Genomic DNA, 327 nt, shown 5'->3' on the forward strand with positions numbered 1-327 from the left:
TAACTACATATCAGGATACTCCCCTTACGATAATGTTGAAGTGAAGGATTATCCTCCTACGTTATATAACTCGGGTATCTCCGATGAACAGGTCACGTATTGGGAACCTGCCAAAATGGTAGCCAAGCTCAGGGCTTTGAAAACGGATGACAATCCTCTGATCCTCAATATGAAAATGCATGCAGGTCATGCCGGAGCCAGTAAGCGATACGAATGGATAGAAGACATAGCCTTTGACTATGCCTTTATTCTGAAGTGTTTTGATATGAAGTAAGGTTGAGGGAATTCACAAAAGCTCACCTTCTTGTTTTATAAAGCACATCATCG

1 protein-coding gene is annotated in these 327 nt (G+C 41.6%); it reads left to right on the forward strand.

Annotated features, from left to right (window positions below; all coding sequences use genetic code 11):
- A partial coding sequence (locus CWC28_RS21510) for a prolyl oligopeptidase family serine peptidase (RefSeq protein WP_171038358.1) occupies window positions 1–274 on the forward strand: 274 nt, incomplete at its 5' end.
- Between the last annotated feature and the right edge of the window lie 53 nt (window positions 275–327).

The organism is Pseudoalteromonas sp. S4492 (genome assembly GCF_005886115.1).
Lineage (GTDB): Bacteria > Pseudomonadota > Gammaproteobacteria > Enterobacterales > Alteromonadaceae > Pseudoalteromonas > Pseudoalteromonas gelatinilytica.